The 24,683-nt window shown below is 38.3% G+C and carries 14 protein-coding genes; all 14 read left to right on the forward strand.

Translation table 11 applies throughout. From position 1 onward, the window contains the following. The first annotated feature begins 146 nt into the window (after positions 1 to 146). The 14 genes from nhaC to H5072_RS00520 all read left to right on the forward strand — a co-directional run bounded on the left by nhaC (position 147) and on the right by H5072_RS00520 (position 24,603). Positions 147 to 1,610 carry a Na+/H+ antiporter NhaC gene (gene nhaC / locus H5072_RS00455; RefSeq protein ID WP_002961908.1) on the forward strand — a complete coding sequence of 488 codons (1,464 nt, stop codon included), beginning with the start codon at positions 147 to 149 and terminating at the stop codon, positions 1,608 to 1,610. 47 nt (positions 1,611 to 1,657) lie between these two features. Next, a complete protein-coding gene (gene pepN / locus H5072_RS00460; protein ID WP_182692349.1) occupies positions 1,658 to 4,252 on the forward strand; it encodes an aminopeptidase N in 2,595 nt (864 codons plus the stop codon). Beyond that, complete coding sequence (locus H5072_RS00465) at positions 4,253 to 4,474, forward strand: DUF2835 family protein (RefSeq protein WP_010552655.1); 222 nt, start codon at positions 4,253 to 4,255, stop codon at positions 4,472 to 4,474. 252 nt (positions 4,475 to 4,726) lie between these two features. Continuing rightward, a complete protein-coding gene (locus tag H5072_RS00470; RefSeq protein ID WP_154903039.1) occupies positions 4,727 to 6,826 on the forward strand; it encodes a DUF1302 domain-containing protein in 2,100 nt (699 codons plus the stop codon). Positions 6,827 to 6,839: 13 nt separating this feature from the next. Further along, positions 6,840 to 8,204 (forward strand): DUF1329 domain-containing protein, encoded by a 1,365-nt coding sequence (locus H5072_RS00475; RefSeq protein ID WP_182692350.1) that lies wholly within the window; start codon positions 6,840 to 6,842, stop codon positions 8,202 to 8,204. Between the two features lie 126 nt (positions 8,205 to 8,330). Beyond that, positions 8,331 to 9,326, forward strand: coding sequence for a YCF48-related protein (locus H5072_RS00480; protein ID WP_182692351.1), 996 nt, complete (start codon positions 8,331 to 8,333; stop codon positions 9,324 to 9,326). Further along, positions 9,326 to 11,647 carry an RND family transporter gene (locus tag H5072_RS00485; RefSeq protein ID WP_182692352.1) on the forward strand — a complete coding sequence of 774 codons (2,322 nt, stop codon included), beginning with the start codon at positions 9,326 to 9,328 and terminating at the stop codon, positions 11,645 to 11,647. The genes H5072_RS00480 and H5072_RS00485 overlap by 1 nt, the downstream gene beginning before the upstream one ends. A gap of 208 nt (positions 11,648 to 11,855) precedes the next feature. Then, on the forward strand, positions 11,856 to 16,697 hold the full coding sequence (locus H5072_RS00490) for an NAD-glutamate dehydrogenase (RefSeq protein ID WP_182692353.1): 4,842 nt from the start codon (positions 11,856 to 11,858) through the stop codon (positions 16,695 to 16,697). 120 nt (positions 16,698 to 16,817) lie between these two features. Beyond that, positions 16,818 to 17,828, forward strand: coding sequence for a quinone-dependent dihydroorotate dehydrogenase (gene pyrD / locus H5072_RS00495; protein ID WP_182692354.1), 1,011 nt, complete (start codon positions 16,818 to 16,820; stop codon positions 17,826 to 17,828). Positions 17,829 to 17,945: 117 nt separating this feature from the next. Further along, a complete protein-coding gene (locus tag H5072_RS00500; protein WP_182692355.1) occupies positions 17,946 to 18,476 on the forward strand; it encodes a cell division protein ZapC domain-containing protein in 531 nt (176 codons plus the stop codon). A 91-nt stretch (positions 18,477 to 18,567) separates the two neighbouring features. Then, positions 18,568 to 20,685 carry a bifunctional 23S rRNA (guanine(2069)-N(7))-methyltransferase RlmK/23S rRNA (guanine(2445)-N(2))-methyltransferase RlmL gene (gene rlmKL / locus H5072_RS00505; RefSeq protein ID WP_138489126.1) on the forward strand — a complete coding sequence of 706 codons (2,118 nt, stop codon included), beginning with the start codon at positions 18,568 to 18,570 and terminating at the stop codon, positions 20,683 to 20,685. Beyond that, positions 20,678 to 20,917 carry a glutaredoxin family protein gene (locus H5072_RS00510; RefSeq protein ID WP_002961779.1) on the forward strand — a complete coding sequence of 80 codons (240 nt, stop codon included), beginning with the start codon at positions 20,678 to 20,680 and terminating at the stop codon, positions 20,915 to 20,917. The genes rlmKL and H5072_RS00510 overlap by 8 nt, the downstream gene beginning before the upstream one ends. A gap of 15 nt (positions 20,918 to 20,932) precedes the next feature. Continuing rightward, on the forward strand, positions 20,933 to 22,846 hold the full coding sequence (locus tag H5072_RS00515; RefSeq protein WP_002961781.1) for an ABC transporter ATP-binding protein: 1,914 nt from the start codon (positions 20,933 to 20,935) through the stop codon (positions 22,844 to 22,846). 11 nt (positions 22,847 to 22,857) lie between these two features. Continuing rightward, a complete protein-coding gene (locus H5072_RS00520; RefSeq protein ID WP_182692356.1) occupies positions 22,858 to 24,603 on the forward strand; it encodes a DUF3466 family protein in 1,746 nt (581 codons plus the stop codon). Positions 24,604 to 24,683: the final 80 nt, after the last annotated feature.

A 24,683-nucleotide genomic window follows, 5' to 3' on the forward strand; every position in this document is an offset into this window, starting at 1 on the left:
CGCCTTTTTTACTACCTAAAACTTACTAAATTGTTATAATCTTCGATTACATAAAGTTGAGCTGAATTAATGACGCTCAATTAATGCGCTTTACGTGCTAAAAATAATAATTAAACACACAGCAAGTGTGTGTAGGAGTCTCTATTTTGAAGCCATTGGAAGATAAACCAATCAAACCCGCCTCGTTTTTTGATGCATTAATTCCTATCTCTGTATTAATCTGTTTACTTGGCGCGGCTGTATACTTATTCGGTGACAACTCTTCATCCGGTCCTAACCAAATAGCACTTTTATTTGCCACTTTTGCAGCGGCTTTAATTGGTCTTAAAAACGGTTACACATGGAAAAAATTAGAACAAGCTATGATCGAAGGCATAACGCTTTCACTTGGTGCTATTTTAATTTTACTTATGGTAGGTGCATTAATTGGTACTTGGCTACTTTCTGGGACTGTACCAACTCTAATTTATTATGGCTTACAAGTTATCAATCCAAGTTGGTTTTATGCAGCGAGTTGTTTAATTTGTGGCATTGTAGCAATGAGTATTGGTAGTTCTTGGACCACGGCTGCTACGATAGGTGTTGCTTTATTAGGTGTTGCTACGGGTCTTGGACTTGAGCAAACAGTAACCGCAGGTGCAGTTATATCTGGCGCGTACTTTGGTGATAAGCTAAGCCCGCTGTCAGAAACAACCAATCTGGCACCAGCAGTTGTTGGCGCTGATTTGTTTGAGCATATTCAACATATGCTGTGGACGACAGTACCAAGTTTTGTAATTGCACTGATTATATTTATATTCATGGGGTTTAATGCAACAGCTTCAAGCGAAGCAGGGCGCATTGATGAAATAACGGCTATTTTACAGCAAAACTTTAATATTGGTTTTGAAATGCTGATCCCGTTAATCGTACTTTTAGTTTTAGCTATTAAAAAAATGCCAGCATTTCCTGCTATCTCAATTGGTGCTGTTGTGGGCGCTGTTTGGGCTATGTTGTTTCAGTCTGATCTAATTGCTAGCCAAATTGATGTTTCTCAAGGACAGCTAGTTGGCTACTTTAAACTTGTTTGGACTACTTTCTTTGATGGTTTTAGCATAAGTACCGGCGATGATAAGATGGATTCCTTACTCAGCGGTGGCGGTATGGCCGGTATGCTTACAACTACATGGCTGATTATGACTGCACTGATGTTTGGTGCCATTATGGAAAAAACAGGCCTTTTGGATATTTTCGTAAAAAGCATACTTAAAATAGCTAAAAGCACGGGGTCGTTAATTGCGGCGACAATAGCTACGTGTATAGGAACTAACGTAATAGCGGCCGATCAATATATAGCGATTGTTGTACCGGGACGTATGTTTAAAGATGAATACGAAAAACGTGGTTTGAAGCCTGTTAACTTATCTCGTACATTGGAAGATGGCGGTACAATTACTAGCCCACTAATTCCATGGAATACGTGTGGCGCATACATGCAAAGCGTTTTACTTATAAACCCTTTTGATTATGCACTCTACGCTTTCTTTAACTTAATTAACCCTGTTTTAGCGGTTGTTTATGCCTACTTAGGCATTAAAATTTTACGTATTAAGCCAAAACAATCTGCCTAATTTTAAGCAGCTCCTTTTAACTTAAAAGGAGCTGCTTTGGAGTATCTATGACTGAATCAAGTAAACCTCAAGCACAATATCTTAAAGACTACAAAGCTCCTGACTTTCTAATTGACCACACAGAGCTAACATTTGACTTACAGCCTTTATCAACCAAAGTAAGCTCTTTACTAACACTTACCCGTGTTGGTGATAAAAAAGCACCTTTAGTGCTTGATGGTATTGATTTGCGTTTACTGTCTTTATCTGTTGATACAGTTGATATAACGGATTATGAAATTGTTGGTGAGCAGCTAATAATTAATAACCTACCGGATAGTTGCCAATTAAGTATTGTGACCGAGATATCACCTGAGACGAATACTTCTTTAGAAGGTTTATATTTATCGGGCGGTGCGTATTGCACACAGTGCGAAGCGCAGGGATTTAGAAAAATCACCTATTACATGGATCGCCCTGACGTACTTGCCACGTTTGATGTAACTATTATTGCCGATAAAAAGTATTTACAACTTCTTTCTAATGGTAATCAAGTAGATAGCGGTGAAACATCAGATGGTCGTCATTTTGTGAAATGGCAAGACCCATTTAAAAAGCCGAGCTATTTATTTGCACTTGTAGCGGGCGATTTTGATGTTTTGAAAGATACTTACACGACTAAAAGCGGCAAAGACGTAGAGTTAGCATTATTTGTTGATAAGGGTAATTTATCTAAAACACCTCATGCTATTGCTTCACTTAAAAAAGCAATGCAATGGGATGAAGAACGCTTTAATTTAGAGTATGACCTTGATATTTATATGATTGTAGCCGTCGATTTTTTCAACATGGGCGCGATGGAAAATAAAGGGCTAAACGTTTTTAATAGTAAATGTGTATTAGCTAATCAAGAAACAGCGACAGACAAAGACTACCATACGATTGAATCCATTGTAGGGCATGAGTACTTTCATAACTGGACAGGTAACCGAGTTACTTGTAGAGATTGGTTTCAGTTATCGCTAAAAGAAGGGTTAACCGTATTTAGAGACCAAGAGTTTAGTAGTGATTTAGGCTCTCGTGCACTTAACCGAATTGATGCAGTTAAAGTAATGCGTACGCATCAGTTTAGCGAAGATGCAGGCCCTATGGCGCATCCAATTCGTCCTGAAAAAGTTATTGAAATGAATAACTTTTATACTGTAACAGTATACGATAAAGGTGCTGAAGTTATCCGTATGATGCACACGTTACTGGGTGAAACTAATTTTCAAAAAGGGATGACACTTTACTTTGAGCGCCACGATGGGCAAGCAGTAACATGTGATGACTTTGTCAGTGCAATGAGCGATGCATCAGGTGTTAATTTAGAGCAATTTAAGCTGTGGTATAGCCAATCGGGTACACCGCGCTTAAATGCAATACAACATTTTGATAGCAGTTCAAATACGTATACATTGACAATAGAACAAGCAGCACCGGACAATCAGCCAGACAATAAACCACTTCATATACCTTTTGCTATTGAACTACTTGATGCGAATGGGGAAAGTATTGCTCTGCAATGTAAAGGTAAAAAACTAGATCATGTGCTTGATGTAACAAGTACGACTCAAACATTTAGCTTTGATAATATCTTAGAAAAGCCTGTTGCGGTTTTACTCGAAGATTTTTCTGCACCTTGTATTTTAAATCAGCAAACAACAGAGCCCGAACTATTGCATATTATGCGTTTTGCACGCAGTGATTTTTCACGTTGGGATGCACAACAGCAGCTATTTATTAAAGCGATTAAGTCTCAGATTACCGACACAACTAATAGCATGTTAAGCAGCGAAACTATAAATGCGCTACGTGTACTTATAAACACCAAAGAGGGTGATTTAGCCTTAATTGCAGAGCTGTTTAAACTGCCAAGTTTTGATACATTAGCCGCTGAATTTGAAGTAATACCTGTTGATGAGATTATTGAAATAACAGAAAAGTTTGAGCAACAAATTGCTGACGAACTTGCTGATGAACTGCTTGCTTGTTACGAATCTCTTGAAGATGATGGCAGTATAAGTGCAAGCTCCGTTGCTAAACGTGCTTTAAAACAAATATGCTTGCATTATTTGGCTAAAACTCAAAAGCCAGAGGCTGTAAGCTTTATTAAAGAAGCCGCAAGTTCTACTAATATGACCAATGTACTTGGTGCACTAAGCGCAGTGGTAAAAGCATCCCACCCTATACAAGAAGAGCTTTTGAATCATTTTGATAGTCAATGGCGCCATGATGTTTTAGTGATGGATAAGTGGTTTGCACTGCAAGCTATGCAGTCAGGCAATAAAGCTATAGATAATATTAAGGCACTTTACGAACATCCGTGTTTTGATTTTTCAAACCCGAACCGTGTACGTGCACTTGTAGGAAGCTTTAGTCACTTTAATACAGCACAATTTCATCGCTCAGATGCCCAAGGCTATACGTTATTAGGTGACTTGTTAATAAAACTTAATGCAATTAATCCACAAAATGCGTCTCGTATGCTAACACCGTTCATGTCATGGAAGCGTTACGATGATGTTCGCTCTCAAGCAATGAAACTGCAATTACAACGCTTAGCTAATCTAGATGGGTTAAGTGCTGATTTGTATGAAAAGGTTGAAAAAGCGCTCGCATAAATGATTGAGTATTATTTTACCTTAAGATTGAGCTATAACGAGTGCATGGATTACTACCATGGCCGTTTTAGCTCTTTACAAGTTGTAGAAGATGGCGGTAAAACGATTCGTTTTGCTGCTACACATTTGAGGCCCTTCATTTCAAGTTTAGGTGTACGTGGCCGTTTTAGACTCTTATTAACCCCCGAAAACAAGTTTATCCGCCTAGAGCGAGTGGCCTGACACTCGGTTTTTATGTTATATATACATAAAAATATTGTATTTTTGTTAATTTCAATTTGTCCTATTGTTAAATTGCGTGTATAAATTATCTGGTACGACGTCTTACCAATACGTAAGCGTCAACCAAAATATAAAGTATACGGAAGATTAGAGCGAGTATTTGTAATTTCACTGATTCGCTTCTATCGTTATGATTACACTAAAAACAATAACTTGATCACACAAAATGACCCGCGACAGGGGGGAACCAAAATGATAAGAAGATCGCTTTTTGTTAAAAATAGAATCGCTATAGGCATAGCAGCCGCTAGCTTAGGTTTATCTGCAGCAAGTACACAAGCTGTAACATTTGAAGCTGGAGGTTTTGACATTACCTTCGATTCAACCTTTTCATATGGGCAAAGTGTTCGCGTAGAAGACAGAGACTTTAGCCTAATTGGTAAAAGTAACAATCCGGCATTTGATTGGACAGGTTACAACCCTGCGCTAAACAACACTATTTACTCATCTCAAGATGTATGGGCTCAACCTGGCTCTTATTCAAATAATGGTGATGCTGGTAATTTAAATTTTGACAGTGGTGACTCATTTTCAAAACTTTTGAAGGGAACACATGACCTTTCAATAAATAAAGATAACTACGGTTTGTTCACTCGCTTCATGTATTTTTATGACTTTGCGTTGATGGATGGCTATCATGCATATTCAAATCCTACATCAGGGCAGGGGGTTGATCCGTGTGATGATAAAGACACTAAAGCACAAAGTTGTGCAGATATTCGTTTATTAGATGCGTTTGTGTGGGCTGATTTTGATTTAAATGATGGTAATAACCCTTTATCTGTCCGTTTAGGTCAACAAGTAGTTAACTGGGGTGAGAGTACACTTATATCTCATGGTATTAACGTAAACCCAGTTGATATTGACCGATTGAAAGCGCCAGGTGCTGAGCTTAAAGAAGCATTCATACCTGTAGGCATGCTTTGGGCATCGCTTGGCATTACTGACAACATTACCCTTGAAGGTTTCTACCAATACCAATGGCAAGAAACGCGTTTACCCGCAGCTGGTACGTATTTTTCGACTAATGACTTTGCAGCAGAAAATGGTTATCAGCAGAATGTTCAATTAGGTTTTACGTCTAATCCTGATATTGATGTTGCTTTTTTAACAGATAGCTTGAATAACTTAACATCTGATTTTGCATTAGCCGCAGCTGCACAAGGTATTGATCCTTCAAGTGCAGAAGGAAGTGCTTTATTAGCTCAAATGTATCTTGCATACCCAACTAAAGTTGCTTTAAAAGGTAAAGGGGATAATGGTAAAACAGAGCCTGAAGATGGCGGTCAGTATGGCTTACGTTTAGGTGTATTTTTACCTGAATTTAATGATACTGAAATTGCACTCTATCACGTGAATTACCATAGCCGTCGTCCGCTTATATCTGGTCGCGTATCAAACTTTTCACAAGCTGCAATTGCCCAAGACTTAGCGATGATCATGACAACAGAAATTACGTCTGATAATGTTGCTGATTTAACTGCTTTTTCTAAAGCTGAAAACGAGTACCCTGAAGATATTAAGTTATATGGTTTAAGTTTTAATACGACTATCGGCGAAACAGCCTTCGCGGGTGAATTTGCTTTTCGCCAAGATGAACCGCTACAAATTGATGACGTAGAGTTACTTTACACAGCTATGCCTGAGCAATTGGCGGTTGCTGGTATTCGTCCTGATTTTGCGGGTATTTCGCAAATGAGTATAGGCGATGCGGTAAGCTCAGTTGGTGCAGGTGAAGTTGCCAAAGGCTACATTGAACGCGACACATCACAAATTCAATTTACAGCTACGCATTTATTTGGCCCTTCATTAGGTGCTGATAGTTGGGCTGTAGTTGGTGAAGTGGGTGTAGTTAAAATTCACGATATGCCTGGCTATGACGAAATGCGTTTAAATGTATCAGGCACTGGCCGTAGTGGCACAATAACAGGCCCAGGTACTACTGATTATTCAACATTGCAACTTGGTCTATCAAATGGCGCTGAAGAGAAATCATTCGCTACAGCATCGTCTTGGGGTTACCGCCTAATTGCGAAAGGCGATTACTTCAACTTTTACAAAGGTATTAACTTTTCACCACGTTTTGTATTTTCTCATGACGTAAACGGTAATACACCAGATCCTATGTTCTTATTTATCGAAGATCGTAAATCTTTAGGTGCTACGATGAACTTTAACTACCAAAATGCGTGGTCACTTGATGTGAGCTATAACTCGTTTTGGGGCGGTGGCGGTGTTAATACATTCTCAGACCGCGATTACGTTTCTTTTAACTTAAAATATTCTATTTAGGGGTAACATTACTATGATTAAAAAACCTACCCTCATCGCTACAGCATTTTGTAGTTTGTTTGCAAGCAGCGCAGCCTTGGCTAAATTAAACGCTGATGAAGTTGCTCAATTAGGTCAAAACTTAACGCCAATGGGTGCAGAAAAAGCTGCGAATGCTGATGGTTCTATTCCAGCGTGGAATAATGGAATTACAACAGCGCCTGCAGGTTATGAAGCTGGTATGCATCATCTTGACCCATTTACAGCTGATAAAGTGCTTTTCACTATCGATAAAAGTAATATTGAAAAGTACAAAGCCAATTTAAGTCCGGGTCAAATTGCTTTATTTGAAGCATACCCAGACACATTTAAAATGCCAGTGTATGAAACACGCCGCTCAGCTTCGTACCCTCAGTTTGTTTATGACGCGACTAAAAAGTTTGCACCGACTGCTGAATTAATCGAAGGCGGTAACGGTATTAAAAATACCGCGATAGGTATTCCTTTCCCTATTCCTAAAACAGGTTTAGAGGCAATTTGGAATCACTTATTACGTTACCGTGGCCAGTCTATTGAGCGCTTTGGTGGTCAAGCTGCACCGACTGCATCTGGCTCTTACAACTATGTTGGTTTTGATGAGCAGCTATTAGTTAAATACTCAGACCCAAGCGCAACACCTGCAGAGCTACAAGACTCAAACATTTTGTTTAAGTTTAAACAAAGCGTTACAGAGCCTGCACGTTTAGCGGGTACTGCATTATTAGTTCATGAAACAATGGACCAAATATTAACGCCGCGCCAAGCATGGACTTATAACTCGGGGCAACGTCGTGTTCGTCGTGCACCTAATGTTGCATATGATGCACCAGGCACAGCTGCAGATAGCCTGCGCACTACCGATGATTTTGATATGTTTAATGGCTCACCAAATCGTTACAACTGGACGCTAAAGGGTAAGCAAGAGTTATACATACCTTACAACAGCTATAAACTTCATAGCGACAAGCTAGAGTACGATGATATTTTAATGCCTGGCCATATTAACCCAGAACATACACGTTACGAAAAACATCGTGTTTGGGTTGTTGAAGCTAACTTAAAAGATGATACACGCCATATCTATAAAAAGCGTGTGTTTTACATTGATGAAGATAGCTGGCAAGTACAGGTTACTGATATTTATGATAACCGCGACCAACTTTACCGTGTAGCCATGGCTTATGGCCTTAACTATTACGAAGTTCCTACACAGTGGAGTACTCTTGAGGTTTATCATGATTTGAATTCTCGTCGTTATTTAGCAATTGGTTTAGATAACCAAGAAAAAATGTACGATTTTTCAAAGTCGTTTAACGATAACGAATTTACTTCAAGCGCTTTACGTCGCGCAGGTAGATAGTATTAAACTAGGCACTTAACAATATGTTAAGTGCCTTTTCCTTTCTCATCGCGTTTGTCTTACAGCGCGCAACGCACTCCCTAGTAAAAAGACAAACAACTCTCTCGTACAAGGCGATTAAAATTTATGAAGTATTTGGTATATGCCAGCCTGATAATAAGCGGTGCGAGTGTTGCACAAGAAGCCCCTAACTATGCAATCAGTGCAACAAATGCAGCTAAAACCTTACTCACTGATATAACTAACACGGGTAATGGCTTAATTGCTGTTGGTAAACACGGTACTGTTATTAAAAGTACATCGGGTGATTCATGGCAACAAGCTGAGCTAGTTCCAACTCAAGTGCTCTTAACTGCCGTTGATTTTAGTAACGAAAATAATGGATGGGCGTGTGGCCACGATGCAACAATCATAAATACTACTGACGGTGGCGTTAATTGGCAGCTACAACAAGCATTACCTGAATTAGACAAACCATGTTTAGATATTTTATTTGAAGATGACTTAAAAGGTTTTGCAGTGGGCGCATATGGCATGTTTTATCAAACTGCAGACGGTGGTCAACATTGGCAAAAACGCTTTTTAGATTCGCTACTTTTTAGTGATGATCGTGATTACTTAAACGATTTAAAAGAAAATGACCCACAAGGATACGAAGCGGAAACTGCTTCTATTTTACCGCACTTTAATCGTATAGAAAAAACAGACAATGGATTAATGCTCGTTGGTGAAATGGGTTTAATGGCCAGAAGCATTGATGATGGTCAAACTTGGCAAAGAATAGAAGAAGTTTATCCCGGTTCATTCTTTGCAGTTGCCTCTGATAGCACTCAAGAAATTGTGGCGGGGCTACGAGGTAATGTTTTTGCAAAGCAAAGTGGCGAAAAGCAGTGGCAGCATTTTGAAAATGTTAAAACAGCGACGATTAACAACATCATTAATTATAATAACAAACAATGGCTCATGCTCGCTAATAGTGGCGTTATTTTTCATCTTCAAGATGGGTTACTCACCCATGAGCAGCTTGCTGACGGTAAAGCGATTCTTGATGGTGTAATTTTAGATAACAGATTGATCATGGCTACAGAAGATGGCATTAAAGTGAAGGAGTTAACCCCTTAATGCATAAGTTACTCGATTTTATTGAAAAGGCGATTTTTAGACATCGCTTAATTATGCTTATAAGTTTTGCACTTATAACCTGTTTACTTGTATTTAAAGCGACTCAAATTCAACTTGATGCATCGTTTAATAAAAATATCCCGTTAAATCACGATTACATGAAGGTATACACTAAACATGAAAAACAGTTTGGTGGTGCAAACAGTATTTTAATTTCAGTATGTGACGACAGCGGAGATATATTTAATCCAGAATTTTTTACTCAATTAAAAGCGGTTCACGATCAGCTTTATTTTATTCCTGGTGTAAATCGTCCTTTAGTGAATTCTATATTTTCACCTAGTGCTCGCTTTGTAGAAGTAGTAGAGGATGGCTTTGCCGGTGGTCCAATTATTCCTGCAAACTTTAAAGCAGATACGCGTGGATTAGGTGTAGTAAAGGAAAACATTGAAAAAGCAAAAGTTGTAGGGCGTATGATTGCCAGCGATTACTCTTGTGCAATGGTAACGGCTCAACTTTTAGAAACAGATCCTCAAACACAACAAAAATTAGACACATTAGCTTTTGCACAAAAGCTAGAAAGTGATTTAAGAGAGCCTTTAAGTACAGACAAAGTAAGTATTCATATTATTGGCTTTGCAAAAATGGCTGGTGATATAGCTGAAGGCGCAAAAGGGGTAGTCGTATTTTTTGCCATTGCTATCGCCTTTACCTTTATTATGGTTTGGCTATTTTGTGGCAGTTTAAAGCTAACTATTTTGCCAATCGCGTGTTCTATTATTGCTGTTATTTGGCAATTAGGCCTGCTTTCAAGTTTAGGGTTTGGACTAGACCCTATGTCTATTTTGGTGCCGTTTTTAGTGTTTGCTATTGGTGTAAGCCATGGTGTGCAGATGATCAATGCGATTGGCAAAAAAGTAGGTGAAGGAAAAAGTACGCGAATTTGTTGTCAGTCAAGTTTCAGGGCTTTATTAATACCTGGTGGTATTGCACTGCTTTCAGATACCGTAGGCTTTTTAACATTACTTACTATTGATATTGGTATTATCCGCGAACTTGCTATTACAGCGAGTTTAGGTGTGGCAGTAATTATATTTACAAATTTAATTTTGCTGCCAGTTTGGGCGTCGTACATGAACTTTGAAAACAGTGTACATATTCAATCTGGTGATGCTGAGAAGCCTAATATACTTGATAAGATCAGAGACATTTTAGTAAAAGCAACCGATCCTAAAATCGCTAAAATGATTATCGGTTTTACCCTTGTTTTATTTGCTCTAGGCTACTGGCAAGCAGATAAAATGCGTATAGGTGACTTACACGCAGGCGCGCCATCTCTGCATCAAGATGCCCGTTATAACCAAGACACGTTTTTAATTTCGGATAAGTACACTATCTCGTCTGATATTTTAAAAGTAATTGTAGAGGCGTATCCTGCAGCATGTACTGAGCATGATGTGATGGAGCGTATAAGCCGTTTTCAATACAAAGTTGAGAATGTGGCCGGTGTGCAGTCTGCTGTAAGTTTGAGCTCTGTAGCTCAATCGGTTAACGCGGGCTACAACGAAGGCAATTTAAAATGGCAGAGTTTGCCACGAAATTCAGCAAGCTTAGTACAGTCAACATCTCGAGTTGAAACTAGTACAGGCTTACTTAACGGTGATTGTTCAGTTATGCCAGTGATTATATTCTTAGATGATCATAAAGCACAAACTATCGATACCGTAATTAAGAGTGTTAAGCAATTTGCACAAGAAGAGGGCACTGAAAAACTAGCATTTAAATTAGCGTCAGGACCTGTGGGCGTAATGGCAGCTACTAATGAGTCTGTATCAGAAGCACAAATACCCATGATGCTTTACGTTTATGGTGCCGTTATTATTTTATGTTTAATGAGCTTTAGAAGCGTAAAAGCAACAGTAGCCGTGGTATTACCGCTTTATATTGTATCAACCCTTGCCCAAGCACTTATGGTACAGTTGGAAATAGGCTTAACAGTTTCTACTTTACCTGTAATTGCATTAGGTGTAGGCATTGGTGTTGATTACGGTATTTATATACTGTCGTCGATGATGGGGCAGCTTAAGCAAAACGTACCGCTTAGTGTTGCTTATCGTAATGCGCTTGTTGAGCGTGGCAGCGCGGTTCTATTTACTGGTATTACATTAGCTATTGGTGTGAGCACTTGGATATTCTCAGATCTTAAATTCCAAGTTGATATGGGTATACTATTAACCTTCATGTTTTTAGTGAATATGTTAGGTGCAGTGTTGTTATTACCCGCAATTGGTGGCCTTCTCTGGACTGACCAGAAAAAATAATGTGAATACTTTTGCTCCTAAATGGCCAGTAATGGCCATTTATATCTATATTTTGTGAATAGATGACCAAATAGCTGAAATGCTTAAAATGTTTTCATCGAAAAGGCTGTTTATTAGCTGTAAAAGGGTTAGAATTTAACTGACTCCACGCTAATAATACGCTGTACAAATATTCTGCTTTTAGCAGTAATAGATTAAGGAACATACAATGACACGAAATGAAGGCCAAGCCTCGGTTATCCTAGATAATGTCTGTAAGCTGATCCAGAAAAAAGTTCGCGCTGATAATGTGTTACTCGTTGAGAAATTCGCCAAAGCCTTGTACAGCAATATGTCTAAAGAGGATTTGGCAAACCGCAACGATAGTGACCTATATGGCGCAGCATTAAGCCTTTGGAACTCGCTAGAAAAAAATACTACTGACGACGCTGTTATCCGCGTTTTCAATCCAGAAGTGGCAAAAGATGGCTGGCAGTCATCACATACAATCGTTGAAATTATCACTAAAGATATGCCGTTCTTAGTTGATTCTGTTCGTATGGCCATGACTCGTGAAAATATCGCCTCTCACTTATTACTTCACTGCCCATTAAAAATTAAGCGTGATGAAAACGCTAAAATTTCTGGATTATCAAATTTAAAAGCAGAGCAAGAATCTTCATCTACTAAAACAGTATTTTTTATTGAAATTGACCGTCAAACAGATTCTTCTGTGATTGAGTCTTTCAAAAAAGAATTAGAGTCTGTGCTAGTTGATGTATCAGTTGCTGTTGATGATTGGCAACCAATCCGTAAAAAATTGATTGCAGTGACTAAAGAGTTACCTAATCGTCATCATAATAAAAGTAAAGATGAAGTTTCAGAAACAACTGAGTTTTTAGATTGGTTAGCTAAAGATAATTTTACCCTAATGGGTTACCGTGAATATGAGTTAAGCCCAGTTCAAGGTGATTACCAACTAAAAGGTAAAATGGATACAAGCCTAGGCTTGATGAAAAACTCGACTGAAGAACACACTCGCTTATTATCAGAATTACCTGAAGTTGCACGTCAAGAAGCTCGTAGCAGCAACCTACTGATTTTAACAAAAACTAACTCTGTTTCTCGTGTTCATCGTCCAGCTTACATCGATTATGTAGGCATTAAGCGTTTTGACGATGAAGGCAATGTAATTGGTGAAGACCGCTTTATCGGTTTATTTTCATCAAGCTTTTACAATAACAGTGCTACTGATGTACCTGTGTTAAAAAGTAAAATTAATCGCATTATGGAAATGTGTGATTTTGCTAAAGGTACTCACGCTTACAAAGCTGTTTTAAATATTTTAGAAACCTACCCACGTGATGAGCTAGTTCAAGCGCGCGAAGGTGAGCTACTTGAAGTTGCTATGGGTGTGTTACAAGTACAAGAGCGCGATATGTGTCGCTTGTTTGTACGTAAAGATGCGTATGGTCGTTTTTTATCTTGTATGGTTTATGTACCTCGCGAGCGTTATAACACGGCTCTTCGTCGTGAAACGCAAGATATATTAGCTAATGCATTTAATTCTGACGATAAAGTCGAATTTACTACTTATTTCTCTGAGTCAACACTGGCGCGTACTCATTACACCGTTCGTGTGACCGACAACAAGATCGAATATAATGTGAAAGACATCGAAAACAATTTAGTAGAAGCTGCACGTACGTGGGAAGATAAACTTCAATCTGCTCTTTTAGAGTCTGCGGGTGAAGCTCGTGGTAACGATTTAAATCGTAAATACTGTAACGCGTTTGCACGCTCATACAAAGATGAAGTGCTTCCAAGTGCTGCGGTTGTTGATATTGAAAAGTTAGAACTACTTAGCGATGAAAACAAACTAGAAATGCTGTTTTATCGTCCTCAAGAAGAAGCAAACAGCAATATTGTACGATTAAGCTTATTCCATAAAGATGAGCCGATTCACTTATCTGATGTCATGCCAATGCTTGAAAACTTTGGCCTTCGTGTTGTTGGTGAAACACCATATTCAGTTAAAACTAGCGATGGTCGTATCAACTGGATCATGGACTTCTCGATGCTTATTGACAGCAAAGGGATGGCAGATTTTGATAAAATCTCAGCACGTTTTCGTGCTGCATTAACAAATGTTTGGGGCAACCGCCTTGAAAACGATGGTTTTAACCGTTTAGTGTTAATGGGTGGCTTAACAGGCCGCGAAGCATCTATCTTACGTGCGTACGCTAAGTACATGCGTCAAATTGGTGTAACTTTCTCACAAAGCTACATAGAAAGTACATTTGCAAATTATCCTAATATCGCAGCGCAAATTGTTAACTTGTTTGCTAAAAAGTTCTCAGTTAAAAGCCCTGCAAGTGCTAAAACACTTGAAAAGCTAAGCACGCAAATTTATTTAGAGCTTGAAAATGTAGCAAACCTTGATGATGACCGTATTATACGTTTATACGTAGATATGATTGTTGCGACGCTGCGTACTAACTATTTCCAAAAAGACGATGCCGGACAGTTTAAGTCTTATGTGTCGTTTAAAATACAACCTAGCTTAATTCCAGATGTACCACTTCCTTTACCTGCGTTTGAAATTTTTGTTTATTCTCCGCGCGTAGAAGGTGTGCATTTACGTTACGGCAAAGTAGCGCGTGGTGGTCTGCGTTGGTCAGATCGTCGTGAAGACTTCCGTACTGAAGTACTTGGCTTAGTTAAAGCACAACAAGTTAAAAATACGGTAATCGTACCTGTTGGTTCTAAAGGTGGCTTTGTATGTAAACAACTACCGACTGAGCGTGAAGCGTTTATCAAAGAAGGCCAAGAGTGTTATAAAATCTTTATCCGTGGTCTTTTAGATATTACTGATAATATTGAGCGTGGTGAAATAGTACCAGCGCGCGATGTTGTTCGTCATGATGAAGATGATGCTTACCTAGTAGTTGCAGCGGATAAAGGAACTGCTACTTTCTCTGATATCGCAAATGGCATTGCTAACGAATACAATTTCTGGCTAGGTGATGCATTTGCATCTGGTGGCTCGGTTGGTTATGACCATAAGAAAATGGGTATCACAGCAAAAGGCGCATGGGAGTCAGTTAAACGACATTTCCGTGAAATGGATATTGATTGTCAAACTACCGACTTTACAGTAGTAGCAATTGGTGATATGGCAGGCGATGTATTTGGTAATGGTATGCTGTTATCTAAGCATATTCGTCTACAAGTTGCCTTTAACCATATGCACATTTTTGTTGACCCTAATCCAGATGCTGCTACATCTTACCCTGAGCGCGAACGTTTATTTAATATGCCGCGTTCTTCTTGGGAAGATTACAATAAAGAGCTAATTTCTGCCGGTGGCGGTGTGTTCTCTCGTGCAGCTAAATCAATTACGCTTAGCCCAGAAATGAAAAAAATGTTGGGCACTAAAAAAGCTAGTATGACACCAAATGAGTTAATGAAAGCCTCATTAATGATGGAGTTTGATTTACTGTGGAATGGCGGTATTGGTACATACATTAAACACTCTAAAGAAACTGATGCCGATGTAGGGGATCGTGCAAACGATGCACTACGTATCAATGGTAGAGATTTAGGCGCTAAAATAATAGGTGAGGGCGGTAACTTAGGTGCAACGCAATTAGGTCGTGTTGAATTTGCAGCTAAAGGTGGTCGTGTTAATACTGACTTTATTGATAACGTAGGGGGTGTTGCCTGTTCAGATAACGAAGTTAACATTAAGATTTTACTTAATGGCTTAGTCGCTGAAGGTGACCTAACACGTAAACAACGTGATGAGCTACTTTACTCAATGACAGATGAAGTTTCTGAATTAGTATTAAAAGACTGTTACCGTCAAACACATACTATTTCAATTACACAGTCTAAAGGAACTTCAACGCTCAAAGAAAAGATTCGCTTTATTCATGCGCTTGAAAAAGAAGGCAAGTTAAACCGTGCTATCGAATTTATTCCAAGTGATGAAGAATTGGCAGAACGCGCCGCTGCAGGTAAAGACTTAACTCGTCCTGAGCTTTCAGTGCTAGTGTCTTACGCAAAAATGGTATTAAAAGAGTCTTTAGTAAGTGATGAAATTACTGAAAACCCTTACTATCGCCAATTGCTTGTTAAGTCATTCCCACGTCCATTGCGTGAGAAGTTTAACGATGCGATGAACAACCACCCACTTCGTAAAGAAATTATTGCAACTAAACTTGCTAACAGTATCGTTAACGATATGGGTTTAAACTTCATGGTACGTATGCATGAAGAAACTGGTGCTAATGAAGCTGAGATAGCAATGTGTTACTCAATTGCTAGCGAAATATTTGAAATGCGTGAAACATGGTCTTCTATTAGTGCACTTGATAATAAAATACCAGCAGCAGTTCAAACTGAAATGCTTTACCAACTTCGTCGTACTGTGCGCCGTGCAACGCGTTGGTTCTTACGTCACCGTAATAAGTCACAAACGATTGAACAAGGAATTGAATTCTTTGCGCCAACCTTTAAAGATTTAAGCGATAACTTAAATACGTATATGATTGAAAAAGAAAATGATCGTATTGTAATTGAGGCCAATAAGTTAATTGACGCGGGCGTTCCAACAGATATAGCTAATCGTATTGTTTCTTTATCAAGCTTATTCTCTGTGATGGATTTAGCAGAAGTTGCGAATAGTTCAGGTAAGAGTATTTCGATGGTGTCCAATACTTACTTTAAACTAGGTGCAAGAATGGGTCTGCATTGGTTCTTAGAGCAAATAACTAAGCAACCAGTAGCAAATCATTGGCAAGCACTTGCTCGCTCGTCTTATCGAGAAGAGCTTGATTGGCAGCAACGTACGTTATCTGAAGTTGTATTAAATAGCTTTGAAGGTGATGAGAGCGATGTTGATAGTCAAATAGACGAGTGGATGGATAGCCAAGATTTATTACTGCAACGCTGGAAACAAATGCTGGCTGAGTTTAAAACATCACAAAGTCACGACTTTGCTAAGTTCTCGGTCGCACTTCGTGAACTTATGTTGTTAAGCCACAATTGTGATACATCGGGAAAATAATTTAGCTTTAATCAGTTAATTGTTTAGTAAATAAATAACTGATTGTTAAAATTGTTATACAATACCTCAGCCTTGTCTGAGGTATTTTTTTGTCTAAAATTTAAAAAGAGGATTATATTGATGTTTTATGATTTAGCTCGCCGTTTTATGTTTACCCGTGATGCGGAGTGGGCGCATGAGTTTGCACTTAATAATCTTCGTCGTTTTACCAATACACCTTTAAATTTAGCTTGGTCGCAAAATATTTCTGATAAGCCAGTCGATTTTTTGGGTCTGAAATTTAAAAACCCTGTAGGGCTAGCAGCTGGCCTTGATAAAAATGCGGAATGTATTGATGCATTCAGCCAAATGGGCTTTGGTTTTATTGAAGTTGGCACTATTACGCCACGTGCTCAAGCTGGTAATGATAAACCTCGTATTTTTAGGTTGCCAGAATCAAACGCTATTATTAACCGTATGGGTTTTAATAATAAAGGCGTTGATAACTTAGTCGCAAATGTAAAAGCAGCAAAATACAGCGGCATACTCGGTATTAATATTGGTAAAAATAAAGATACGCCAAATGAACAAGGTAAAGATGACTATATTCATTGTATGCGTAAAGTATTTGAACATGCCTCATATATTACGGTAAATATTTCATCACCAAATACACCTGGCTTGCGTGATTTGCAATATGGCGCTGCACTTGATGATTTACTGCAAAGCCTTAAAAACGAACAGCTAGATTTAGTTGCAAAGCACAATAAACAAGTGCCTATGCTTGTAAAAATTGCACCGGATCTAGATCAAATTCAAATAGAGCAAGTAAGTGAGTCACTTTTAAATAATAAAATCGATGGTGTAATTGCCACCAACACCACGCTTGAGCGAGCTGCAGTTATGGGCCAGCTATATGCAGAAGAAGCCGGCGGTTTATCAGGTCACCCAGTTAGAATGCGTTCTACAGAGGTAGTGAGTGAATTGAAACGCTTAACACAAGGTAAGTTACCAATCATCGGAGTAGGCGGAATAGATGATACGCAATCAGCAAAAGAAAAGTTCGATGCAGGCGCAAATTTAGTCCAGGTTTATACTGGGTTCATCTACAAAGGTCCACAATTGGTAAAGTCGATCGTTAACGGCTTATAAGGATCAGTTATCTAAGCTTTTGATCGTTCGATAAATGTTCTAAGCAAGCATTTTAAAAGTGGTCAAAAGCGGTTATACTGTGAGCAATAATTATTCAACATACCCAAGGAGGAGTAAATGTTACAAGCATCAAAGCAATGGCAGTGGATTACTTGTCCTAATAAAAATCGTTTGTTACTTGATTTAAATGACGACATGCAATTATGTACGCCCTATAAGTTAAGACAACTCACCGATTCTGTTTTTAAAAATCCACGTTTTAGTCTAGAAGATGCTGCATTTTATGAACAAGTTTATAACTATTTAGATGGGTTTGAATTGTGGTCTGCTGCTCAAATTTGTCAAATATCGCTAAATGCAACCGCTGTTAAATATCACTTAAAACCCGTTTTATCAAAAAGCTGGTTTTTTGAAGAGTACACTGGAACAGAGCCAAGTGTAGAAGCAATAGTTAAATTAATATCTAAAACGCAGACTGGCGATTTTTTAATTGTAGAGCATTGCCCTGATGCATCTATTTGCTTAAATTTAAGCGAAACCTTTAAATTAGACGAAAACTTATCTTTAGCGCAATTTGAAGTAATCCGTATTTTGAATAATCGAGTACACCCCATCCTAAATCAGCAATATCAAAGTCAAACCGCCTAACCAAATTTAAGTCTTAAGCGTGTCTTTATGGCGTGTTTGTCGCCCAACCTATGTTATAATCCTGCGCAATTAGCTATTAAGGGTTATTACTTTGCAATTTATCGCACTTACTTCTATCGGAATCGAAAATTTATTGGTTGATGAACTAACAGAACTTGGCGCAACTGTGTCTAAGCAAACTGTTGGTTCTGTTCGTTTTGAGGCTGACTCATTACTGGCGCAAAAGGTTTGTTTATCAAGTCGTTTTGCAACGCGTGTGCTTATGCTTATTGAAGAAAAAGAAGGCGTAGATGACAAGAATAGCCTGTATAATTTTGCTCGCTCGCAACCTTGGCAAGAGTGGTTTGGACCAACTCAAACATTCGCTGTCGACTTCAACGGTACCAATGACTCATTAAAAAACACACAATTTTCGGGTCTTGTAATAAAAGATGCGATTGTTGACTACTTTAATGATTTATACGAGCAGCGTCCTAACGTTGATAAGCAAGATGCAAATGTGCGTGTTGTTGCACGATTAAATCGTTACGGCGTTTCTATGTATATTGACTATTCGGGCCCTCGTTTGTCTGAACGTGGTTACCGTCAAGGTCAAGGTAAAGCACCAATTAAAGAACATTTAGCGGCTGCATTAATTAAACGAAGTGGTTGGCTTGATAATGTAAAACAACCTTTATTCGATCCATGTTGTGGTGCGGGTACTATTTTAATCGAAGCTGCTGGGATGGCACGAAACGAAGCACCGGGATTATTTCGTGAAGGCTTTGCTTTTGAGCGTTTACCCAGTTTTAGAGCCGCTAAGTTTAAAGAACTTAAAGAAGAGTTACTTGCTAACATTACCGATCCTAAATTGTGGTTAATTGGCCACGATTACGATGAACAAGTTTTAAATAAAGCGATTGATAATGCCAAACGTGCTGAGCTTGATGATGTTATTAAGTTTAAGCAAAGCGATGCAACTAAACTTACTGCTGTTGCAAAATTACCGGGTGTTGTAATTTCAAACTTACCTTATGGTGAACGTATTGGTTCTATGGCTGAGCTTGTTGATTTACACCGTAATTTAGGTGTTGGCTTTAAAAAGCACTTTAATCATTGGAAACTTGCCTTACTAGGTATGGACGAGAGCTTATTTAAACTTTTAAAACTTGTGCGCCTTAAGCGTTATAAGTTTAAAAATGGCCCACTTGATGTTGAACTTAACTTATATCAATTAGATGATAAGCAAGTAAGTTTGACTACCGATGATAAAAAAGCGCTTAATTTTGAGGGCTCTACGTCATTCGCAAATAGATTGAAAAAGAATAAGCAAGGCTTAAAAAACTGGCTTAAACAAAATAAAGTAGACGCTTATCGTGTTTATGAAGCGGATATCCCTGAGTACAATGTTGCTGTAGATATTTACGGTGATTCTGCGGTTATTTTTGAATATGCAGCGCCTAAAGAAATTGATGAAAAAACATCAGAAAAACGCCTGCAAGACGTAATAACATTGACTTCGCAACAACTTGATATCTCACCTGAAAATATTGCTGTAAAAGTGCGTAAAAAGCAAAAGGGCGAAGAGCAGTATACGGCCATGTCTAAACAAAACCGAACTATGGTAGTTGAAGAGTTTGGTGCTAAGTTTAAAGTTAATTTATTTGACTACTTAGACACAGGTTTGTTTTTAGATCACCGTTTAATGCGTCGTTATATTCAAGAAAATGCGAAAGATAAGCGCTTTTTAAACTTGTTTGCATACACAGGTACTGCCTCTGTGCATGCTGCACTTGGTGGCGCTAAAGCAATTACAACAGTTGATTTATCTAAAACCTATTTAAAATGGGGCCAAGATAACTTCGATTTAAACAATATCAGTAATACACGTTACCGTTTTGAACAAGCAGATTGTTTAAAATGGTTAGAGCATGCGACAGCACAATATGATTTGATTTTTTTAGACCCTCCAACGTTCTCAAACTCAAAACGTATGAAAGACGCGTTTGATGTGCAAAGTGATCACATTAAATTATTAACGTGGGTTAAAAAGATCTTAAGTCCATCAGGTACTTTGATTTTCTCTAATAACAAACGTGGTTTTGTAATGGATGAAGTTGGCCTGATTGGTTTAGGTTTAAAAGCCGTTAATATCTCAGATAAAACGCTATCACCAGACTTCAAACGTAATAAAAAAATCCATAATAGCTGGCTAATTACGCATGGCTAAATGGATTTTATATCATACTGATGGTTGCCACTTGTGCGAACAGGCTGAGCAACTTATCACTGATGTACTAAATGACAACAGTGAGTTATTACTAATCGATATTATGACTGATGAGCAGCTTATTGCTGAGTATCAAATTACTATTCCTGTATTAAAAAGTGAAAAAGGCGAGAAATTATATTGGCCTTTTACTTTACACTCTGTGCGCGAATTTTTAGCACAAGCAGAATAAGAGCAAATAAGAACTATGGATTTAATAAGAATTTTAAAAGCACAACTTGCTTTTGGTACACATGCTTTGCTTAACAAAGCAGACGCTGTTATAGAAAGTGGCGAAAGAGTGTGTGTAGTTGGTCGAAATGGCGCGGGTAAGTCAACGTTATTAAAAGTACTTGATGGACAAGTTGTTTTAGATGACGGTGAAATAAATCAGCTTGGTGGCATTCGAATTTCTCGTTTAGAGCAAGATCCACCAAAAGGTGCAAGCGGAACAGTATTTGATTACGTTGCGCAGGGTATGCCGGAAATCGCTAACCTACTCATTGATTTTCATCATGTTAGCAACGAACTGCAAACACAATGTACTGATAAGTTATTAAATAAACTTGAACGTTTATCAAACCAACTTGAAGCCGCTGATGGTTGGCGTTTTGATAGCCGAATTCAATTAGTTTTGACACAATTAGAATTAACACCAGAGGCTAAACTTGAGTCCCTTTCTGGTGGCTGGTTACGTAAAGTAGCACTTGCGCGTGCACTTGTAAGTGAGCCTGACTTATTATTACTAGATGAGCCAACAAACCATTTAGATATGGCTAGTGTAATGTGGCTTGAACAGTTTTTAAAAGAATTTAAAGGCGGCATTGTATTTATATCGCATGACCGTGCGTTTATTCGCGCTGTTGCTACGCGTATTTTAGATTTAGATCGCGGTAAACTTATTTCGTACCCAGGTGATTACGCGACTTATCTAGAGCAAAAAGCGCATGATTTAAAAGTAGAAGAAGCGCAAAATGCATTGTTTGATAAGCGTTTAGCTGAAGAAGAAACGTGGATTCGCCAAGGTGTTAAAGCGCGAAGAACGCGTAACGAAGGGCGTGTTCGAGAGCTAAAACAGCTACGTAATGAGCGCAAGCAACGTGTTGATCAAGTTGGAAAAACTGACTTTAATATTGAAACAGCTGATCGCTCAGGTAAGTTGGTATTTGAAGCTAAGAACCTTTGCCATGCATTTAAAGACAAAGTTATTGCTGATGATTTTTCGACACTTGTAATGCGTGGCGACAGAATTGGCTTAGTAGGCCCAAATGGTATTGGTAAAACAACACTATTAAAACTAATGTTTGGTGATTTAGAACCTGATAGTGGTATTACTAAGCAAGGTGTTAATTTAGAGTTTGCTTACTTTGACCAATACCGTGAAAAACTTGACGAAGAAGCAACTGTTCAAGATAACGTTGCCGAAGGTAAACAAGAAGTGATGATGGGCGGTCGTTCACGCCATGTTTTAGGTTACCTGCAAGACTTTTTATTCCCTCCAGCCCGCGCTCGAACCCCGGTTAAAGCACTCTCTGGTGGTGAAAAAAATAGACTGCTATTAGCTAAACTGTTTTTAAAACCATCTAATATACTTGTTCTCGATGAGCCAACGAATGACTTGGACATTGAAACGTTAGAGTTACTAGAGGACATTATTAATCAATATCAAGGTACAGTGCTGATTGTAAGCCATGACCGAGAATTTATTGATAATACATGTTCTAGTGTATGGGCATTTGAAGGCAATGGTAAAGTAACAGATATCGTCGGTGGTTATAGCGACTATGAAGCTTATGTAGGTTACTTAGCTGAACAAGAAAAAAAAATTCAGCAACAACCAGTAAAAAAAGTTGAAAAAGTAGCCGCTCCAGCTGCAAAACCAGCAGCTAAGACAAATAAACTCTCTTACAAATTAAAACTTGAATTAGAGCAACTACCGAATAAAATGGAAAAACTAGAAGCTGAAATTGAAGCTCAACAAGCTGTAGTGAGTGACGCAAACTTTTTTAAACAAGAGAGTGATGTAACAACTAAAGCATTGAACCATTTAGCACAACTTGAGTCTGACCTTGAAGCTGCCCTTGAGCGCTGGGAAGAACTTGAAGAATTACAGAATCAGTAGTAAGGACTAAAATGAAATATAAATTACTCGCTGCCAGTATTTTAGCGACATTAAGCACTTCAGCAACAAGTGCGACGTACCAGTTAAGTGAATTAGGGACTCTTGAAGACGCTAAATATTCTTATGTAACAGATGTAAGCGAAAGCGGGCATATTATTGGTTTCGCAAATGGTTTATACAATTTACCTATTGATACAAGCTATATAGATTTTACTGAAAACCTTATTGAAAATAGCTATGACAATACAGAGGCAGCATTTGAATTAAGTGATAAAGAGATTACCTTCACACTTGATGACATTGAAAATAATGATGCGGTACTTACTAATGCTGATGCACACACTTTCATGGTTAGTTTTTTATCTTCAATTTCTACAAATTTTGAATATCAAAAATTAAGCTCATTAGTAGGCATAAAATATAATGATACACAAATAACTGAGCAACCATTATTTGATATTGCATCTGTTGATTATGACGGACTAACACGTTCAACTACTAACCTTTTTAATGCTGTAACTGAAGATGGTGTTACAGTCGGTTGGGGAAGCGCTCCATACGATAAAGTATCTTTTACACCTGATGGTGAAGATGATGCAGAAACATGGTTTACTCATGAATTTATAGAGCGTGGGATTGTAATAAGCGCTGATGGCAGTGTAAGTGTTGAGTTAGAGCCTGAGTTTAATGAATACGGTGGTACAAGTCGTGCCAACGATATTATTAAAACTAACAGTGGTTATACCGTTGTAGGTAACATGTCTACAAGCATTCCAGATGACAGACAAGATAATATTGATGATAACTGTGATAATGAAGACGAACCTACGTCAGTATGTATCAACTTGTTAAATACAAATATTACACGAGGCTTATTTAATAAGCGCGCTGTTAAATGGGAACTTGATGAATCACTTAATATCACGTCTGTTGAAGAGCTTGGTATGGCACTGACACCTGACGAAGGTGAAGCGGAAGATGATGCATTTACAAGTACTGCTTTAGCAGTGAACAACAACGGGACAATTGTAGGATCATCGAATACACGTTATTACAAAAATGACGATACAATTCTTACAATGCCAGTTTATTTTAAAGACGGTGCGGTTGTTGATTTTATTAATCAAGAAGATGACTGGCAGTCTGGTAAATCAATTGCTATTAATGATAACGATGTAATTACAGGTTATGCAACTAAGCGTATTGAAGGCACTCTTCGTAATAAATTCTTTTACCATGATATAGCAACGGGTAGTACGGTTTTCCCTACTGATTACTTTTCAAGCTCAAGTTCTTACGGTAACGATATAAACAACCAAGGTTATATTGTAGGTGAAGGGGAAGTGGGTGTTTCTGATAGCTCGCGACTCAAAGAGGCCTTTATTTACAAAATTGGTGAAGACAAAATCACTAATCTAAACGATTTACTGCCTTGTTATGACACCGACGGTGAAACTGATTACGCTTATACTATGGTTGAAGCGACTGCTATCAACGAAAATAATGAAATATTTGGTACTGCGACTAAAACAGTTGAAAAGCTAGATTCATTAGGCGGTGTAGTAACTGATATTAATGGTGAAATTGAATATGAGAGTATTGCAATAGCAGTTAAATTAACGCCCATTGCAAATGGTGAAGTAGAAAGCTGTGCTCCAGTAGAAGCTGAAGTTTATGAGCGTAACTCTGCTAGTTTCCCTTGGTATACATTATTGTTATTACCACTGGTTGGCTTAAGGCGCGTATTTCGCTTTTAAAGTTTATTGATTATAAAAAAACCAACTTAATAAAGTTGGTTTTTTTTTCGTCTATAATATTTTATTAGATTAGGATTGCA

The sequence above is a fragment of the Pseudoalteromonas sp. SR45-5 genome (assembly GCF_014163565.1).
GTDB lineage: Bacteria > Pseudomonadota > Gammaproteobacteria > Enterobacterales > Alteromonadaceae > Pseudoalteromonas > Pseudoalteromonas distincta.

Excerpts from the sequence above, each read along its gene's own strand:
- pyrD (WP_182692354.1), top strand. The coding sequence starts at position 16,818 with ATGTTTTATGATTTAGCTCGCCGTTTTATGTTTACCCGTGATGCGGAG.
- H5072_RS00480 (WP_182692351.1), top strand. The coding sequence starts at position 8,331 with ATGAAGTATTTGGTATATGCCAGCCTGATAATAAGCGGTGCGAGTGTT.
- pepN (WP_182692349.1), top strand. The coding sequence starts at position 1,658 with ATGACTGAATCAAGTAAACCTCAAGCACAATATCTTAAAGACTACAAA.
- H5072_RS00500 (WP_182692355.1), top strand. The coding sequence starts at position 17,946 with ATGTTACAAGCATCAAAGCAATGGCAGTGGATTACTTGTCCTAATAAA.
- H5072_RS00520 (WP_182692356.1), top strand. The coding sequence starts at position 22,858 with ATGAAATATAAATTACTCGCTGCCAGTATTTTAGCGACATTAAGCACT.
- H5072_RS00475 (WP_182692350.1), top strand. The coding sequence starts at position 6,840 with ATGATTAAAAAACCTACCCTCATCGCTACAGCATTTTGTAGTTTGTTT.
- H5072_RS00510 (WP_002961779.1), top strand. The coding sequence starts at position 20,678 with ATGGCTAAATGGATTTTATATCATACTGATGGTTGCCACTTGTGCGAA.
- H5072_RS00465 (WP_010552655.1), top strand. The coding sequence starts at position 4,253 with ATGATTGAGTATTATTTTACCTTAAGATTGAGCTATAACGAGTGCATG.
- H5072_RS00490 (WP_182692353.1), top strand. The coding sequence starts at position 11,856 with ATGACACGAAATGAAGGCCAAGCCTCGGTTATCCTAGATAATGTCTGT.
- H5072_RS00515 (WP_002961781.1), top strand. The coding sequence starts at position 20,933 with ATGGATTTAATAAGAATTTTAAAAGCACAACTTGCTTTTGGTACACAT.
- H5072_RS00485 (WP_182692352.1), top strand. The coding sequence starts at position 9,326 with ATGCATAAGTTACTCGATTTTATTGAAAAGGCGATTTTTAGACATCGC.
- H5072_RS00470 (WP_154903039.1), top strand. The coding sequence starts at position 4,727 with ATGATAAGAAGATCGCTTTTTGTTAAAAATAGAATCGCTATAGGCATA.